At 63.9% G+C, this 16,908-nt stretch carries 17 protein-coding genes; 8 read left to right on the top strand and 9 right to left on the bottom strand.

Annotated elements, in window-relative coordinates:
• Positions 1-5 precede the first annotated feature (5 nt).
• Positions 6-536 carry a hypothetical protein gene (locus CWB41_RS05845; RefSeq protein ID WP_115835152.1) on the bottom strand — a complete coding sequence of 177 codons (531 nt, stop codon included), beginning with the start codon at positions 534-536 and terminating at the stop codon, positions 6-8.
• Positions 533-856 carry an ElaB/YgaM/YqjD family protein gene (locus CWB41_RS05840; RefSeq protein WP_115835153.1) on the bottom strand — a complete coding sequence of 108 codons (324 nt, stop codon included), beginning with the start codon at positions 854-856 and terminating at the stop codon, positions 533-535. The genes CWB41_RS05845 and CWB41_RS05840 overlap by 4 nt, the downstream gene beginning before the upstream one ends.
• Before the next feature lie 226 nt (positions 857-1,082).
• Between CWB41_RS05840 and CWB41_RS05835 the strand changes: the two genes are divergently transcribed.
• From CWB41_RS05835 to CWB41_RS05815, 5 genes are all read left to right on the top strand, one after another.
• Positions 1,083-1,373 (top strand): con-10 family general stress protein, encoded by a 291-nt coding sequence (locus CWB41_RS05835; protein WP_207206632.1) that lies wholly within the window; start codon positions 1,083-1,085, stop codon positions 1,371-1,373.
• A gap of 201 nt (positions 1,374-1,574) precedes the next feature.
• Positions 1,575-1,811, top strand: a complete 237-nt coding sequence (locus CWB41_RS05830; protein WP_425373443.1) for a hypothetical protein — start codon at positions 1,575-1,577, stop codon at positions 1,809-1,811.
• Between the two features lie 101 nt (positions 1,812-1,912).
• Entirely contained in the window at positions 1,913-2,239 is a 327-nt protein-coding gene (locus CWB41_RS05825; protein WP_115835154.1) for a hypothetical protein, read from the top strand.
• Between the two features lie 14 nt (positions 2,240-2,253).
• Entirely contained in the window at positions 2,254-2,766 is a 513-nt protein-coding gene (locus CWB41_RS05820; RefSeq protein WP_115835155.1) for a tellurite resistance TerB family protein, read from the top strand.
• A 79-nt stretch (positions 2,767-2,845) separates the two neighbouring features.
• Positions 2,846-3,565 (top strand): glutamine amidotransferase, encoded by a 720-nt coding sequence (locus CWB41_RS05815; protein ID WP_115835156.1) that lies wholly within the window; start codon positions 2,846-2,848, stop codon positions 3,563-3,565.
• Here CWB41_RS05815 and CWB41_RS05810 read toward each other — a convergent pair.
• Positions 3,562-4,488: a site-specific tyrosine recombinase XerD gene (locus tag CWB41_RS05810; protein WP_115835157.1), complete on the bottom strand. Its 927-nt coding sequence runs from the start codon at positions 4,486-4,488 to the stop codon at positions 3,562-3,564. The two genes, CWB41_RS05815 and CWB41_RS05810, sit on opposite strands and share 4 nt — an antisense overlap.
• Before the next feature lie 6 nt (positions 4,489-4,494).
• Complete coding sequence (locus tag CWB41_RS05805; RefSeq protein WP_115835498.1) at positions 4,495-4,638, bottom strand: histidine kinase; 144 nt, start codon at positions 4,636-4,638, stop codon at positions 4,495-4,497.
• Positions 4,639-4,768: 130 nt separating this feature from the next.
• On the opposite strand from CWB41_RS05805, the gene aroB reads away from it, so the two are divergent.
• Positions 4,769-6,529, top strand: a complete 1,761-nt coding sequence (aroB, locus tag CWB41_RS05800) for a 3-dehydroquinate synthase (protein WP_115835158.1) — start codon at positions 4,769-4,771, stop codon at positions 6,527-6,529.
• A 16-nt stretch (positions 6,530-6,545) separates the two neighbouring features.
• Positions 6,546-7,859, top strand: coding sequence for an HlyC/CorC family transporter (locus tag CWB41_RS05795; protein ID WP_115835159.1), 1,314 nt, complete (start codon positions 6,546-6,548; stop codon positions 7,857-7,859).
• Between the two features lie 120 nt (positions 7,860-7,979).
• Here the strand turns inward: CWB41_RS05795 and CWB41_RS05790 are convergent, their stop codons facing one another.
• Positions 7,980-8,945, bottom strand: coding sequence for an SDR family NAD(P)-dependent oxidoreductase (locus tag CWB41_RS05790; protein WP_115835160.1), 966 nt, complete (start codon positions 8,943-8,945; stop codon positions 7,980-7,982).
• Positions 8,946-9,110: 165 nt separating this feature from the next.
• On the opposite strand from CWB41_RS05790, the gene CWB41_RS05785 reads away from it, so the two are divergent.
• Positions 9,111-10,010 (top strand): AraC family transcriptional regulator, encoded by a 900-nt coding sequence (locus CWB41_RS05785; protein WP_115835161.1) that lies wholly within the window; start codon positions 9,111-9,113, stop codon positions 10,008-10,010.
• 7 nt (positions 10,011-10,017) lie between these two features.
• Here CWB41_RS05785 and greA read toward each other — a convergent pair whose 3' ends face one another.
• The 4 genes from greA to CWB41_RS05765 form a co-directional block, all read right to left on the bottom strand.
• Positions 10,018-10,491, bottom strand: coding sequence for a transcription elongation factor GreA (gene greA / locus CWB41_RS05780; RefSeq protein WP_115835162.1), 474 nt, complete (start codon positions 10,489-10,491; stop codon positions 10,018-10,020).
• Between the two features lie 349 nt (positions 10,492-10,840).
• Positions 10,841-14,176 carry a carbamoyl-phosphate synthase large subunit gene (gene carB, locus CWB41_RS05775; protein ID WP_115835163.1) on the bottom strand — a complete coding sequence of 1,112 codons (3,336 nt, stop codon included), beginning with the start codon at positions 14,174-14,176 and terminating at the stop codon, positions 10,841-10,843.
• A gap of 246 nt (positions 14,177-14,422) precedes the next feature.
• Positions 14,423-14,824, bottom strand: coding sequence for a DUF2237 family protein (locus CWB41_RS05770; RefSeq protein WP_115835164.1), 402 nt, complete (start codon positions 14,822-14,824; stop codon positions 14,423-14,425).
• Between the two features lie 63 nt (positions 14,825-14,887).
• Complete coding sequence (locus CWB41_RS05765; protein WP_129396419.1) at positions 14,888-16,582, bottom strand: methyl-accepting chemotaxis protein; 1,695 nt, start codon at positions 16,580-16,582, stop codon at positions 14,888-14,890.
• Between the last annotated feature and the right edge of the window lie 326 nt (positions 16,583-16,908).

The following is a 16,908-nucleotide window of genomic DNA, read 5'->3' as shown; positions in this document are numbered from 1 at the left end:
GCCCCTCAGCCCTTCTTGCCGGAAATGCTGCGGGCAACGACGAAGCCCGCGGTCACCGCCAGGGCGATGAGGCCGAAGGGTCCCGTCTGCTTGCTGAGTTCGACGCCGACGCGCAACGCCAGTTCCGCCGGCTGCATATTCGCCTCATGCAAGGCGCTGAGGATCGGCGCGACCGTCTCGTCGATATTGGCGGACAAAGCGGCGCGCCGCTCGGCCGCCTTCGCTTCAATCTGTGTAGGGTCCGCCTCGACCGGTTTCGGCTTGGGCGCGGGAGGCCCCGAGAGACGCCTCAGCCGCAAGATGAGCAAAGCGATGAGCGCGAACAGGATAAATGCGCCGCCGACCGCCAGCGCGGCATAGAACGGCCCGGCCAGCGCCGCCACCTTGAGGTAGAGCGCGACCGTCAGAAAGGCGAGACCGGCGAAGATCGCGATGATCGCCAACACCGCCAGAACGATGTTGACGATCACACGGCCGGCGGCCCTTTCGAGCAGCGCCGAGATTTCGCGCGCCTGACGTGCCAGAAATTCGTTCATTTGCCGGGGCGCACCAGAATTCCGATCAAAAATCCGGCGAGCGCACCGGCGAAGATCGCCGCAAACGGATTGCGCTCAATGGTGTTTTCGAGATCGGACGTCAGCGCGCCTATGCGGTCGCGCGCGTCGGCGGACTGATCCGCAAATTTTTGCCGCGCGTCATCGACGGCGCCGAAAACCTGGGTTTTGGCGGCGGCCGCCTGTTGCTGCACCAGTTCCAGCACCGACGTGGAAAGCTGCGATATATCATCGCGCAGGGCGGCAAGATCGGCGGCGAGGTCTGAACTCACCTGCGCCTCGACGGATTTAAGGTCTGCCATGACTCTCTCCCTTTGTTCACATGCGCCATACATAGCGCGCCGTCCGCAAAATTCTCTGACATCAGTCAATTATGCTGGATTTAACGCTAATGCCGGCATTTGGTTTGAACCAATCGCCACGCCGGATCGGCAAAAGTGCCACATCACGCAATGTGAATCGGCAGGCGGGAACCTTCGTCACGACGGTGCGTTTGCCTTCCAACCAGCTTTCTAGCGAGGGAAGTGCATGACAAATACGACAGATCTGCCCACCAGAACGTCGACGCGCGGTTTCGCTTCGATGGATCCGGAAAAGCAGCGCGCCATCGCACGCAAGGGCGGCGAAAGCGTGCCCCATGAAAAGCGCAGCTTCTCACAAAACCCGGCGCTCGCCGCGCAGGCCGGCCGCAAGGGCGGCCAGAGCGTGAGTCCGGCCAAACGCAGCTTCTCGCAAAATCATCAGCTCGCGTCGGAAGCCGGCCGTAAGGGCGGCCATGCCTCGCATGGCGGTCCCAAGTCGCCCAAGATCGAGCATTAAGACCGAGCACTAGGGGCTCGAAAGCCCTGCGGGGGATGAGAGCAGCAAGCGCCTGAGCCTGTTCGAAAAAGTTTCGACTTTTTCGACGTGCTCGCCGTGTTTTAGCGCGCCTGCTCGCAAGAACTTGCCCCGCGCCAGACGATGGTTTATTGCCGCCTTCCACGGGCCGCGTAATGCGGCGTCAGCGAGTGGAACTTGGCCTTGCCCGAACGTGGCTCCATCAATTGGCTGCATGTCTCGACCTTGATCGCTGTCGGCATTCTTGTCGGCACGGAGATGGTTGGCGCCTCCTGGGCGGCGGGCTGGGCGCTCGGCGGCCTGTTGCAGTTTTCGCCGCTTGTAAGCCGGATCGTCGAAGGGCTGTTTGCCCTCTGCGGCGTCGTGCTGCTGTATTATTTCATGCGCACGGCGATCAGCAACGAATCGATCCGCAATTAGACACGCCGATCTTCGAGCCCCGTCTTTTGCGCCGACGCGGGACTTATCAAGCCAGCGCCGGGCGATTATAGTTTTGCCGGTTGTCCTCCCGGAACGATCCCATGCCCCGCGCTTTCATCTTCGCCTTTCTGTTTCTCGCCTTCGGCGCCGGTGGCGCGCAGGCCGCGGGCACCGACATCGGCCGCCCGCCGATCTTCGGCGATGGCGTCGCCTGCGACGCCCGGCTGCTGTCCTGGCCCTCCGTCTGGTACGGGCATTTTTCCGGTGGCATCGCCCGCTATGCGCCGAATTCGCCGTCGGCTTTCGTCGACTGGCACGATGACAAGCTCTGCTTTCCCTCGCGGCGCGAATGCCTGCACTGGCAGCACGCCGAGCGCCGCCTCTATCATGAGATCAAGGGCGACTGGACCTGCCTGCCTTTGCGCTGATCCAAGGGAAAGCGATGTTCGATCAAATCAGAAATTTCGTCGCCGAACTGACCGGCGCATCGGAGGCCCGCAGCTTTTCGCCGGATGATTTCCGGCTCGCGGCGGTCGCCCTGTTGGTCCATCTCGCCAGCGCCGACGGCAATTTTTCCGCCGACGAGCAGCGCCGGCTCCGCGACATTATCGAGACGCGATTCGGCCTCGACGCCGACACGACGACCCGCCTCATTGAACTCGGCGAGGTGCAGGACCGTCAGGCCGTCGATTTCTACCATTTCACTCATGCGCTCACGAAAGCGCTCGATCAGGACGGCCGGCAGAAGATCATCGCCATGATGTGGGAGATCGCCTTCGCCGACGGGACGGTGACCGAAGTCGAGGAAAGCATCGTCGCCCGTATCGCCGATCTCCTCGGCGTTTCCCGCCCGGACCGGCTGCGGCTGCGCCAGCAGGTCGCCGACGGCATCGCGGCGGGCACAGGATTTGCTGGCCCCTGGGCGCCGGCAGCGGCGAAGGGAAGCCTGTCTTAGTTTCTTGCCTTGTCTTCCTGCCTTAGTCTTGCCGACCATTTCACCGAGAAATGAAACGTCTCGGCAGATAGTATTGGCTATGGCGACGAATCAGCAGGCCTCCGGCAAGATTCTTATCGTCCTGCATCAGGAACGCTCCTCTCCCGGCCGCTTCGGCTGCCTGCTGAATGGGCGGGGCTACGAACTCGACATCCGCCGCCCGCGATTCGGCGATCCGCTGCCTGAAACGCTCCGCGACTATACCGGTGCAATCATGTTCGGCGGCCCGATGAGCGCCAATGACGAGCATGACTGGCTGCGGCGCGAGATCGACTGGATCGACGTGCCGCTGTCCGAGGACAAGCCCTTTCTCGGTATCTGTCTCGGTGCCCAGATGCTCGCCCGCCACCTCGGCCACCGCGTCTACGCCCATCCCGAGGGCAAGGTCGAAGTCGGCTATTATCCGATCCAGCCGACCGCCGATGGCCATAACGTCTGCGACTGCCCGTTCCCCGACCACGTCTATCAATGGCATGGCGAGGGCTTCGAACTGCCGGCCGGGGCGGCTCTTCTCGCCTCGGGGCAGGATTTCGAGGCACAGGCTTTCCGCTACGGCACCCGCGCCTACGGGCTGCAATTCCATCCCGAGGTCACCTTCACCATGATGTGCTGCTGGATGGGGCGCAACGGCGGCCGCCTCGAACAGCCCGGCGCCTGCCCGCGCGAGCAGCATCTTCAAGGCTGGTTTCAGCATGATATGGCGGTCGCGCGCTGGTCCGACGCCTTCCTTGACGCCTGGACAGGCGTGACAGCAGCCTAAACCTCGTTCAGCGGGTGCAGATCGCGCACCATCGCCTTCATCCGCGCGTCGAGCACGTGGGTATAGATCTGCGTCGTCGAAATATCGGCGTGGCCGAGCAATTCCTGCACGACGCGCAGATCGGCGCCGTTCTGCAAAAGGTGGCTGGCGAAGGCATGGCGCAGCACATGCGGGCTGACGCGCGCCGTGGTGATGCCGGCTCGCGCGGCTATGGTCTTGAGATCACGGGCAAAAACCTGCCGGCTCAGATGGCCGCTAGCGGCCGCGGCGGGGAAAAGCCAGGGGCCGGCGGCGCCGCCCCGCGTCTCCAGAAGCGCGCGATAGGCGGCGATGGCCCGGCGCGCCGGCTCGGAAAGGGGCACGAGCCGCTCGCGCCCGCCTTTGCCGCGCACGTAGATCAGCGGCTCGGCGCCCTTGCCCGCCGTCTTCGGCAGCGCCACCAGCTCCGAAACGCGCAGCCCCGTCGCATAGAGCAATTCGAGCAGACAGACGGTGCGCAGCGCGTCGAGCCGCTCGGCGGACTTTTCCGGCGCATCGGCCGCGGCGGCATGGGCGGTGGCGAGCAAGCGCTCGACCTCCTCGACGGACAGGATTTTGGGCAGGCTCGGCGCGCGTCGCGGCCCCTCCAGAATCGCGGCGGGATCATCGCCGCGCAGACCCTCGGCATAGAGGAAACGATGCAACTGCCGGATCGCCGAAAGCCGCCGGGCGCTGGAGGACGGGGCGAAGCCACGGCTCTTCAGCCCCCGCAGATAGGCCTTGATGTCATCCGTCGCGGCATTTTGCAGGCTCTTGCCGGCGCGGGCGAGGCTCCCGTGATAATCGGCGAGGTCGCGGCGATAGGCTTCGAGCGTGTTGGCGGCAGCGCCGCGCTCGGCGGCCAGCATCTCCAGAAAGGCTGCGATGCCGCGCTCTCTTGCCATGCCGCCCTATTTGTTGAGCCGCGAAGCGGGCAGGGTCTGGACGATTTCGTGGGGTTCGGGCGTCACAAACGTCACCAGAGCCAGCATGCCGAGGTAAACGAGCCCCGCCAGCACGGCGATGGTGAAGATGAACCGGAACAGGCTGGGCAACCCCGAACTCCCAGGCGAATCGCTGAATTTACCGATATTAAGATCAAAATAGGCGCTAAAATATTGCCGCCCGGTCGGCACCGGGGAACACCCGCTTAAAACTGCCTTTCCGCCGTGATACAGCAAGGAAATGACCGGCGCGATAAAATCCATCGGCGAGGAAGGCCAGAGCGCACCGCTAACTGCGGAGGCCGCAGCGCTCGCCGCGGCTTTGGGACATCGCTCCGTCGTGCTCGTCGGGCTGATGGGCTCGGGCAAATCGGCGATCGGGCGGCGGCTGGCACAAAGTCTTGGGCTCGAATTCGTCGATTCCGATACCGAGGTGGAACGCGCCGCCGACATGCCGATCCCGGAGATTTTCGCCCGTTACGGCGAGCCTTATTTCCGCGACGGCGAACGCCGCGTCATGGCACGGCTTCTGACCGGCGGCCCGCGCGTGATCGCGACGGGCGGCGGCGCCTTCATGAGCGAGGACACGCGCGCGCGGATCAAGGAGAACGGCATTTCCATCTGGCTCAAAGCCGATCTCGACGTGCTTTGGCGGCGCGTGCGCAAGCGTGGCCACCGCCCACTCCTGCATAGCGCGGACCCCGAGGGCGTGCTGAAGACGTTGATGGAAGAGCGCTATCCGATCTATGCCGAGGCCGACATCGCCATCATCTCGCAGGAGGGGCCGCATGATGCCGTTGTCGAGGATTTGCTCGCCACATTGCAAAGCTATCTGGGCACTGAAAGTGCGGAGGACGCGGGTGTGAATGACGTGCGGGAAAAGCCGGCCATCTTCGAAAAGGTCAATGTCGCGCTCGGCCGGCGCAGCTACGACATATTGATCGGCGAGGCGATCCTGCCGCAGATCGACGCCCATGCCGCGCGGCTCGCACCCGGCGCGGCGCTGGCCATCGTCACCGACGAGAATGTCGCGCGCGCGCATCTGCCGGCGGTCGAAGCCGCTTTGACGGCGGCCGGTATCCGGCATGAGAGCATCGTCGTCGCGCCCGGCGAAGAATCGAAATCCTATGCCACATTCGAGAAAGTCTGCGACGCGATCATCGCCGGTCGTTTCGAGCGCGGCGATCTCGTTGTCGCGCTCGGCGGCGGCGTGGTCGGCGACCTCGCCGGCTTTGCCGCGGCGAGCGTGCGGCGAGGCATGCGTTTCATTCAGGTTCCGACCTCGCTTCTGGCGCAGGTCGATTCCTCGGTCGGCGGCAAGACCGGAATCAATTCGACGCACGGCAAGAATCTCATCGGCGCCTTTCATCAGCCGCGCCTCGTTCTCATCGATACGCAAGTGCTGAAGACACTGCCCTTACGCGAATTTCGCGCCGGCTATGCCGAGGTCGTCAAATACGGCCTCATCAACGACCGCGCCTTCTTCGAATGGCTCGAAACCCACTGGCGCGGCGTCTTCGCCGGCGGCCCGGACCAGGTGCATGCCATCGCCAAAAGCTGTGCCGCCAAGGCGGCGATAGTGATCGCGGACGAGCACGAGGCGGGCGAGCGAGCGCTACTCAACCTCGGCCATACCTTCGCTCATGCGTTCGAGCACATCGTCCATTACGACAATCGCCGGCTGGTTCACGGCGAGGCCGTGGCGATTGGCCTCGCCTGCGCCTTCCGCTTCTCCGCCGCGCGCGGCCTTGTCGGCGCGGCCGAGGCGGAGCGTGTCGTCGCTCATCTGCGCACGGTCGGCCTGCCAACCGCGATCCGCGATATTCCGGACTGGAATGCGGATGAATCGACGATCCTCGAAGCCATGTTCCAGGACAAGAAAGTGCAACGCGGGGTGCTGACTTTCATCCTGGCGCATGGCATCGGCCGAAGCTTCATCGCTCGCGATGTCGCAGCGGCGGATGTGCGCGCCTTCCTCGCGACCGAACTCAACGCGCCGTAAGACGGGAATCTCAATCATGCACGGCGCTCACGCCGACGGAGTGACGCTCAATCTCTGGATTGCCGCCGGCATCGTCATCTTCTGTATTTTCATGGCGGCCTTCTTCAACGGCTCGGAGACGGCGCTGACGGCCGCCTCGCGCGCCCGCATGCACGCGCTCGAAAAGGGCGGCGACCGTAACGCCCTGCGGGTCAACCACCTGCTCGCCAAGCGGGACCGGCTGATCGGCGCGATCCTGCTCGGCAATACGCTTGTCAGCATCGGCTCCTCGGCGTTTCTGACCAGCGTGCTCGAAGCCATCTTCGGCTATCGCGGCGTGATCTATGCCACCGGCCTGATGACGCTGCTCCTGCTCGTCTTCGCGGAAATCCTGCCGAAGACCCTGGCGATCAATTACCCCGACAGGTTCTCGCTCACCGTCGCGCCGGCTATCGGCTTCTTCGTCGCCATTTTCGGACCGATTCTCGCCGCCATCGAAACCCTCATCCAGGGTCTGCTTAAGCTTGTCGGCATCGACACCAAGGTCCACCACGCGCTTCTGTCCGGCCACGAGGAACTGAAGAGCACCGTGGATCTTATGCACCGGGAAGGCGGCGTGCAGCGCACCGAACGCGATATGTTCGGCGGGCTGCTTGATCTCCGCGAACTCACCGTCGAGGACGCGATGGTACACCGGACAAAAATGTACACGATCGACGCCGATCTGACGCCGCACGAGTTTCTCCATGCGGTGGTCGGCTCGCCCTATTCGCGGGTGCCCATCTGGCGCGGCGAGCCCGACAACATCATCGGCGTTCTGCACGCCAAGGATCTGCTGCGCGCGATCGAGGATTCAGGCGGCGACATCTCGCATGTGAAGATCGAGGATGTCGCGCTTGATGCCTGGTATGTGCCCAACACGACGAGCCTGCAGGACCAGCTTCAGGCCTTTCTGAAGCGCAAGATTCACTTCGCGCTCGTCGTCGATGAATATGGCGTCGTTCTCGGCCTCGTCACGCTCGAGGATATTCTCGAAGAAATCGTCGGCGACATTGCCGATGAGCACGACCCGGTCGCGCTCGGCGTGCGGCAGAATCCCGACGGCTCCGTCACCGTCGAGGGCTCCGTGCCGATCCGCGATCTCAACCGCGTCCTCGGCTGGCAATTGCCGGACGAGGAGGCGACGACGATCGCCGGCCTCGTTATCCACGAGGCCCGCGCCATCCCCGAAGTGGGACAGGTCTTCACCTTCCACAATTTCCGCTTCGAAGTGCTGCGCAAGATCCGCAACCGGCTCACGACGCTGCGCGTCACGCCGCTTGGCGGACCGCAGGCGCCTTCGCCGAGCTAAACCGGTCATTGCGCGCCATCGGGTCCGGCCTTTGGCCGGCCCAATGATAAACTCCGCGAAGCAATCCAGGACAACGCCCGGATTGCTTCGCCGCACCGCGCCTTGCGATGATGTTGGCGATCAGAATTTCTCGCCCACCATTTCCTCGCTCTTGGCCCAGAGCGCCTTGGCGTGCGCGGGATCGAGCGCATAGGGACGCACGCCGCGGCTCATCAGCGAAGCGCCGTCGACCAGTTCGGCGACATGGCAGTCTTCGCAATAAAGACCGCCAACCTCCTCGGCTGGCGCAACAACGCCCGCCCAGACGGTGGTCGCGGCGCCTTGCGGAATGGACTTGAACTTGAACGGCGGTGCGCCGGCCGGGCGCTCGGCATTGATTCTCTCGAGCATTTGCTCAAGAGCGCCCGGCGCCAGATGGCGGCCGAGCTCGGTCTGGATGCCGCCCGGATGAACCGCCGTCGCGCGGATGCCCGCGGCCTTGTGGCGCCGATCGAATTCGACGGCGAACAGAATATTTGCCGTCTTCGAGCGGCCATAGGCGCCGAATTCCGTATATTCCGTATGCTCGAAATTCGGATCGTCGAGATTGACGTCACTGTAGCGATGCCCGGCTGACGACAGGTTCACCAGCCGCGAGCCCGGTTTGAACAACGAGACGATGCGGTTGACGAAGACGAAATGGCCTAGATGATTGGTGCCGAACTGCATCTCGAACCCGTCCTTGGTGAAGCTCTTGGGGCAGGCCATGACCCCGGCATTCGCGATGACGAGATCGAATGTGCGGCCATCGGCCACCAGCGCATCGGCCGCGGCCCGGACATCGGCGAGCGAGGCGAGGTCGAGTTCGATCAATTCGAGCCCGCCGCCGGCGGCTTTGGCTTGCGCGCGGACCTCCTGCGTCGCGGCGCGCGCCTTGTCGAGATCGCGCGCGGCACCGACGACTTCCGCGCCGTGCGCCGCCAATGCGCGCGCCGTCTCGGTGCCGAGGCCGGCCGAGACGCCGGTGACGAGGATGCGTTTGCCACGCAGATCGACACCCGCGAGCACCTCGTCGGTCGTGGATTCGGCGCCAAATTGCTTGCTCATGCTCATTTCCCTCATGAATTGGTTGTCGGTTCACGCTCTATCTGGAGGACCGCAGATTGATCCGCGCTCGCGATTGCGTCGATCTCTTGCCTAATCCTCTCAAAAGATTGCGCTTGGGGCCGGAAATGCCTTGCCCTTCCCGGCCGCTGCGCCAATGTCAGCTTCATGGCTGAAGAACTAGAGCTTTTGCGCGCCCTGGCCGCGCGCCATGCCGGAGGCCGGCATCAGGAGACGCCAATCCCGCGGGTCGCGATCCATAGAGGATGCGCGCCGACGGAAATCTCGGCGGGCCTCTTCGAGCCGAAACTCTGTCTCGTCCTGCAAGGCGCGAAACAGATCATGATCGGCGATCAGGTACTGCGTTACGACCCGGCGAACTATTTCATCGCCACGGTCGAATTGCCGGTCACGGGACGGATCATCGAGGCGAGCGCCGCACAGCCCTATCTCGGCCTCTCCCTCACGCTCGACTGGCAAAGCCTCGCCGCGCTGATTCCCGACGTGCCCGGCGGCCGCGAGACGGCTGGCGCCGGTTTCGCGGTGAGCCCCGTCACGGCGCCCTTCCTCGATGCCTGGCTGCGGCTCTTGCGTCTGATCGAAGCGCCGCAGGATATCGCCGTCCTCGCGCCGCTTTGCGAGCGGGAGATTCTGTATCGGCTTCTGCAAGGCCCGCAGGGCTATGTGCTGCGCCAGATCGTGACGACCGACAGCCGGCTCTCGCAGATCCGCAAGGCCATCGGCTGGATCAGGGAAAATTACAACGCATCCCTGCAGATCGAATCGCTCGCCAGCCTGGCGGGAATGAGCACGGCCTCATTCCATCGCCATTTCAAGGCGGCGACGACGATGAGCCCGCTGCAATATCAGAAGACGCTGCGGCTGCAGCAGGCCCGCCAATTGATGATCGCCAACCCCGACGCGACCCGCGCGGCCTATGCGGTCGGCTACGAGAGCGCCTCGCAGTTCAGCCGCGAATATGCCCGCATGTTCGGCGCGCCGCCGGCGCGCGACGCGCTGCGCCTGCGCGGTATCGGGGCGGCCAGCGAGGAAATATCCGCCGCCTGATGCTTGCTTACCGAAAGGCCACCTTCAAGACTTCGTAGCTCTTGCCGCCGCCGGGCGTGTTGACCTCGACGGAATCACCTTCCTTCTTGCCGATCAGCGCGCGCGCGGTCGGTGAGGTGATCGAGACGCGGCCGGATTTCACATCGGCCTCGCTCTCGCCGACGATCTGGTAGACCTTCTTCTCTTCCGTATCCTCATCGACGAGCGTGACCGTCGCGCCAAACTTGACCGTATTGCCGGAAAGCTTCGAGACATCGATGACTTCGGCGCGCGAAAGCTTGTCCTCAAGCTCGGCGACGCGCCCTTCGTTCAGCGATTGCGCCTCCTTGGCGGCATGATATTCGGCATTTTCCGACAGGTCGCCATGCGAACGCGCCTCGGCAATCGCCTGGATGATGCGCGGGCGCTCCACCTGCTGGCGATGCTTCAACTCCTCCGACAAAGCCGTATAGCCCTGCCCGGTCATCGGAATCCTTTCCATTCTCTCGATCTCTCTCCAGGCCGGCGCTCGCCGGCGTTCGTTGAAATTCGATATTCTGGCCGCGCGGCTGAAGCGCGGCGGATAGCAACCTCGGCGGAGCGCACCAGGCGCGCCCGCTGTTCTACGATTCCCGAAACAGGATCTTGTGCCGCGCGCTCCTATCGAGGGGCAGCGGCCGGATCAGATGTTCCAGCCTATTCTTTCCGCGAAAAGCGAAGGTTGCAATTGTAAATCCGGAGGCCCGACGCCGCCGCCGGGCCTGTGCCCGAATGTCGCGCCCGCCTCGCACGGCCGCCGGCCGTGAAGAATTTCTGCCAAAAACGCTATTTTATTCAGGTGCTTACTTAATTTATTCGCTGCTGTCGGCGAAATAATCCTGCAGCGCCCTCACCTCCAGGTCGCCGGCCTTATAGCCGGCGATCGCCTGCGTGGCGGCAATCGCCCCGGCAAGCGTCGTATAATAAGGCACCTTATGCAGCAGGGCCGCACGCCGGAGCGAGCGCGAATCGGCCAAAGCCTGCGCGCCCTCGGTCGTATTGAAGACGAGCTGGACGCCGCCGTTCTTGATCGTATCGACGATATGCGGGCGGCCCTCCGACACTTTGTTGACCTTCTGCATCGGGATGCCCTGGCTTTCGAGAAAGCGGGCCGTGCCGCCCGTCGCGCAGAAGGTGAACCCGAGTCCGAGCAATTGCCTGACCGCCGGGACGATGCGCGGCTTGTCGGCATCGCGGACCGACACGAAGACCGTACCGCTGACCGGCACTTTGGTGCCGCCGCCGAGCTGGCTCTTGGCGAAGGCGATGGCGAAGGATTTGTCGAGGCCGATGACCTCGCCGGTCGAGCGCATTTCCGGGCCGAGCACAGTGTCGACACCGGGGAAGCGCGCGAACGGAAACACCGCTTCCTTGACGCCCACATGGTTGAGCGGCTTCGGCGCCAGATGGAAGCTTGCGAGACTTTCGCCGGCCATCAGCCGCGCCGCGATCTTGGCGATCGGGATGCCGATCACCTTGGCGACGAAGGGCACGGTGCGCGAGGCGCGGGGATTCACCTCGAGGACATAGATTTCGCCATCCTTCAGGGCGAGCTGGACGTTCATCAGGCCGCCGACGTCGAGCGCCAGGGCCAGTCTGCGCGCCACATCCTCGACCCGCGCGATCGTCTCGGGCGGCAACGAATGCGGCGGCAGCGAGCAGGCGCTGTCGCCGGAATGGATGCCCGCCTCTTCGATATGCTCCATGATGCCGCAGATGAAAACATCCTTGCCATCGCAAAGCGCATCGACATCGATCTCGACCGCATCCGAAAGATAGCGGTCGAAGAGCAGCGGATTCTTGCCAAGAACAGTGTTGATCTGCCCCGTCTTGTCGTTGGGATAGCGCGCCTTCACATCCGAGGGGACGAGACCGGGCAGCGTCTCCAGCAGGTAATCGTCGAAGGCCGAGGCGTCATGAATGATCGCCATCGCCCGCCCGCCAAGCACATAGGAGGGCCGCACGACAAGCGGCAGGCCGAGGTCGGCGGCGACAAGCCGCGATTGCTCGACCGAATAGGCGATGCCGTTCATCGGCTGTTTAAGGCCGAGCTTGTCGAGCAGCCGCTTGAAGCGGTCGCGGTCTTCCGCGAGATCGATCGAATCGACGCTGGTGCCGAGGATCGGGATCTCCGCCTGCTGTAACGCATAGGCAAGCTTCAGCGGTGTCTGGCCACCGAACTGGACGATGGCGCCGCGCAGCCGCCCGACCGAGCGCTCGACGTCGAGGATTTCGAGCACGTCCTCGGCGGTCAGCGGCTCAAAATAGAGTCGGTCCGACGTATCGTAATCCGTCGACACCGTCTCCGGATTGCAATTGATCATGATCGTCTCGTAGCCCGCGGCGCGCAAAGCAAAGCTCGCGTGACAGCAGCAATAGTCGAACTCGATGCCCTGGCCTATGCGGTTGGGGCCGCCGCCGAGGATGACGATTTTCTCGCGCGACGACGGCAGCGCTTCGCTGGCGGGAACGCCGGCGAACGGCGTCTCATAGGTCGAATACATGTAAGCGGTGGGGGAGGCGAATTCCGCCGCGCAGGTGTCGATCCGCTTGAAGACGGGCCGCACGCCGTGTTCGTGCCGTAGCGCCCGCACGCTCGCCTCGTCGGTGCCCGCGAGCGTCGCGAGCCGCGTGTCGGAAAAGCCCGCCGCCTTCAGCATCCGCAGATTATCGGCATCCTGCGGCAGGCCGCGCGCCCGCACTTTCGCTTCAAGTTCGATGATCTCTTGGATGCGAGCGAGAAACCAGCGGTCGATCTTGCAGGCCTCGTGGATTTCATCGAGGCTCATGCCATACCGCAGCGCCTGCGCGGCGACGAGCAGGCGATCCGGCGTCGGCCGCCCCAGCGCGGCGCGCAGAACCTTCTTGTCGTCGTCGCGTTCGAGCCCCTCGATCTCGACTTCGTCGAGGCCGGTGAGGCCGATTTCGAGCGAACGCAGCGCCTTCTGCAGGCTCTCGGCGAACGTGCGGCCGATCGCCATGGCCTCGCCGACCGATTTCATCGCCGTCGTCAGCAACGGCTCGGCGCCGGGGAATTTCTCGAAGGCGAAGCGCGGCACCTTGGTGACGATGTAATCGATCGTCGGCTCGAAGGAGGCCGGCGTCGCACCGCCGGTGATGTCGTTGGCGATCTCATCGAGCGTATAGCCGACCGCCAGTTTGGCCGCGACCTTGGCGATCGGAAAGCCGGTCGCCTTGGACGCGAGGGCCGAGGAGCGCGAGACGCGCGGGTTCATCTCGATGACGATGAGGCGCCCGTTCTCGGGGTTGACGGCGAACTGCACGTTCGAGCCGCCGGTTTCGACGCCGATCTCGCGCAGCACCGCGATCGAGGCATCGCGCATCACCTGATATTCCTTGTCGGTGAGCGTCAGCGCCGGGGCGACGGTGATCGAATCGCCGGTGTGGATGCCCATCGGATCGATGTTCTCGATCGAGCAGATGATGATGCAATTGTCCGCTGTGTCGCGGACGACCTCCATCTCGAATTCCTTCCAGCCGAGCACGCTCTCCTCGACCAGCACTTCATTGGTCGGCGAGGCGTCGATGCCGCGCTCGATGATTTCGATGAACTCCTGCTTGTTGTAGGCAATGCCGCCGCCCGTGCCGCCCATGGTGAAGGAGGGCCGGATGATGGCCGGCAGGCCGATATCGTCCAGAATCGCCAGCGCCTGGGAGAGCGTCTTGATCTGATGCGAGCGCGGCGTCGAAAGGCCGATGCGCGACATCGCCTCGCGGAAACGTTCGCGATCCTCCGCCTTGTCGATGGCCTCGGCGGTCGCGCCGATCATCTCGACATTGTATTTTTCGAGCACCCCCATCTTGGTCAGCGACAGCGCGCAATTAAGCGCCGTCTGGCCGCCCATGGTCGGCAGCAGCGCGAAGCCGCCGGGCACGGCATCGCGCTCCTTGGCAATGATCTTGGCGACGACCTCGGGTGTGATCGGCTCGACATAGGTGCGGTCGGCCATATCCGGGTCGGTCATGATCGTCGCCGGATTGGAATTGACGAGGACGATCCGATAGCCTTCCTCGCGCAGGGCCTTGCAGGCCTGGGTGCCGGAATAGTCGAATTCGCAGGCCTGGCCGATCACGATGGGACCGGCGCCGATGATCATGATGGTCGAAATATCCGTCCGGCGGGGCATAGGTGGGCTTTGTCTCCTCGTCCGGGCGCGCCGGAAGGCCGCCACCGAGAGGACGGGGCGGCAAAAATTGCGAATTAAGGGCTAGAGGAATTGCTCTAAAGAAGAAAAGCCGCCCTGTGAACCCCCCCGGCTTTTAGCGCGCTTTCGGACCGGATGGACTCATCCGGTCGATAAGAAATCGCGCCAATTCATGATGTTGGAGCACGTTCCGATCGAAAAAGTCGCACAACTTTTTCGGAACATGCTCTAGGACAAATCGACGGCGTGGGCCTTGAGATCGGCCAGGGCGCAATCCGCGAGCGCCCCCTCGTGCGTCGCCTTCAGCGCAACGCGCGGCGCCTGCCCTGCCTCGAAGGCCTCCTGCCAGCGCGGCGCGCAGAGACACCAGCGGTCGCCGGGCTTGAGGCCGGGGAAACCGTAGGCCGGGGCCGGGGTGGAGAGGTCGTTGCCCTGTGCCTTGGAGAAAGCGAGGAAGTCCGCCGTCAGCACGACGCAGACGGTATGGCTGCCCCCGTCTTCCGGCGACGTGTCACAGCAGCCGTTGCGGAAAAAGCCCGTCAACGGATTGAACGAGCAGCTTTCCAGCGGCTCGCCGAGCACATTGCGCGCCGGCTTGCGGCCACCGCCTCCGGGAACATCCCTGAACATGCGATTTTGCCTCGTCGAAGATGAGCCGGCAAAATAGGCTCGTTGCGCAAATGCAACAAGAGACTAACGCGCCGCTTTCTTGCCGCGGATCTGAACGCAGAATTCACGCGAGCGCACCAGCAGGCGCTCCGTCTCCTCCGAGAGCGAATTGGTCGCCTGGAGCATTTCGGCGGCGATCCTCTGGCTCTCGCCAGTCGATTGCGCCACCGCTTGCAGCGTCGCGGAAAGCTGCTGCGCCTCGCCTGCCGTGGCCACGACATAATCGCCGATCCGTCCGGCCGCCTGTTCCCGCATCGCCGTGCCTTCGCGGATCATGTCGGTGATCGCGCCGATACGACCAATGCGCTCGACCGTCACACCCACGGCCTTGACGACCTGCCCGGTCGCGCTCCGCACGACCTCGATCCGCGCCGCAATGTCGGCGGCGGCGCGCGAGGTTTCCTGCGCCAGCGCCTTCACCTCGCTGGCAACCACCGCGAAGCCGCGCCCTGCCTCGCCGCAGCGCGCCGCCTCGATTGTCGCGTTGAGGGCAAGCAGGTTGGTCTGATAGGCGACCCCGCCGATGAAATCGGCGATCTGGCCGATGGTTTCGACGGCGTCGGCGAGTTCGCCAGCGGAATTCGACGTCATCTTGCCGTCGGCCGCCGCGTGTCCGGCGATCTGGTCGGCGGCGAAGAAATCCTGGTTGGCACCGTCGACCAGCGAGCTGAATTTCTGCGCCGCGGCGGACAGAGCCTCGACCATCTCAAGGCTGACGCGCGAGGACTGGACGACATTCCGGGCGCGCCCGTCCGTGGCATGGGCGATGTCGCGCATCGCCGCCGCATTGCGTTGCAATTCCTGGCTCGCCGCCGAGAGCGCGGCGATGACATGCAGGACATCGTCCTGAAAGGCTTCTATGAAGCGCTCGCGCTCGGCCGCCAGCGTCTGCTCGGCGCGCGACTCGGCCGAGCGGGTTTCCGCTTCCAGGGCCTTCAGCGCCTTGGCTTTGTCGCGAAACACCCGGATCGCCCGCGCCATGTCACCAAGCTCATCCGAGCGGCGCGTATGCCCGATTTCGGTATCGAACCGGCCGCCGGCGATCTCGCCCATCGCAGCGGCAAGCCGCAGCAGGGGCCGGGCGATAGCGAACGAGGCCAGCGCAAGCGCCCCCAGAAAAATGGCGATATAGCCACTGGCGAACAAAGCGCTGAGGCGTTGAAAGCGCGGCGCGGCGACATTGTCGACATGGGCGATGCGATCGTTCATGTCGCCCGCGGTTTGGTTCGAAACCTCGTTCAGCGCGGCTTCGAGATCGTCGCGCAACGGACCGAAGCGATAATCGATCTGGAATTCGCGCGTCTCGGCGCTCGGCGTCTGCCGCGCGTAGCCTTCCAGGAAGGCGAGCAATCTGTCGAAGCGCACGGAAATTCCGTCGAGATTGTCCTTCGCCTCGGGCAAGAAGGCGCGGGCGATGCCAATCCAGTTGCGGAAGCGCTTCGCCTCGTCGCGAAAGGCCCAGGTCGTCTGCTGCGCCGTGTCGGGGTCGGCATGCGCGAGTTCGTAGGCGAAGGCGGTGAAGTTCGCTTCCGAGGCCTTGGCCTCGACGATGGCGACGCGGGCGGCATATTGCCGGTGGATGATGTCGGTATAGACGCCCCGCAATCCGCCGACTTCGTGCCAGAAGATAGCGGCACAAACGGCGGTCAAAATCGCAAAGGTGATGATGATCGCGGCGAACCGGTGGGTCAGCCGCAGTTTGGGGGCGAGGTTCAACACTTGAATCTGCTTTGGGCACACGAATCAGAGATCGCATGCGAAGTCTCTCCTACAGGAGTTAGCAAATTCTGTTGCCTATTTGTGACAGCCCCAAATTTCGATTCCCAAAACCGTGCCTTTGAAGTCCCATTGTTGCCCGTTCACAACAGACATCGGCGCCTGCCTTTGTTATACGAACATCACTGACGACGACCTGATTCAACCGGCCGGGGGGCAACGGTTTAGAAACGGGCCGAGGGGCAGGCAAAAGCCCGGTTCTGGGGGGAACCGGGCTTTTTTGCGCGCTCTTGCTGGCGGCATTATTCTATTAAGCCGGCAGGCGCCAA

Origin of the sequence: Methylovirgula ligni (assembly GCF_004135935.1) — a bacterium.
Taxonomy (GTDB): domain Bacteria; phylum Pseudomonadota; class Alphaproteobacteria; order Rhizobiales; family Beijerinckiaceae; genus Methylovirgula; species Methylovirgula ligni.
This window is presented reverse-complemented; position numbering and strand designations above follow the sequence as displayed.